Source organism: Mesorhizobium sp. GbtcB19 (assembly GCF_019091085.1).
GTDB lineage: Bacteria > Pseudomonadota > Alphaproteobacteria > Rhizobiales > Rhizobiaceae > Mesorhizobium.
Genome location: NZ_JAGXJY010000422.1, coordinates 1 through 243, shown reverse-complemented (window position 1 = coordinate 243; position 243 = coordinate 1). Strand labels below are relative to the sequence as shown.

Annotated in this window: 1 pseudogene; it reads right to left on the bottom strand. The window is 65.4% G+C overall.

The annotated features are described in order from the left end of the window. A pseudogene (locus KVT37_RS32640) lies at positions 1 to 224 on the bottom strand (acetylornithine transaminase); the annotation flags it as partial. Positions 225 to 243 lie beyond the last annotated feature (19 nt).

The window sequence follows — 243 nt, the reverse complement described above, 5'->3', positions numbered from 1 at the left end:
GGCTCCCGGATCTCATAGAGGGTGGAGACGTGCCAGAGCTTGGCAGCCTGCCCGGTGAGCGCCCCGACCAGAAGCGGGAGGCTGTGGGCCAGCGAATTCACCGCGATGCCGCCGGCGAAGGCGAGATATCGTTCGCCCTTGTCGGTGACCCGCCAGGTCCCTTCCCCTCCATCGAAAGCCAGGGGTGCGCGAGCAAAGGTCTCGTAAAGCGCCGAACCCCTCATTAAACGCGTCTCCGGTACC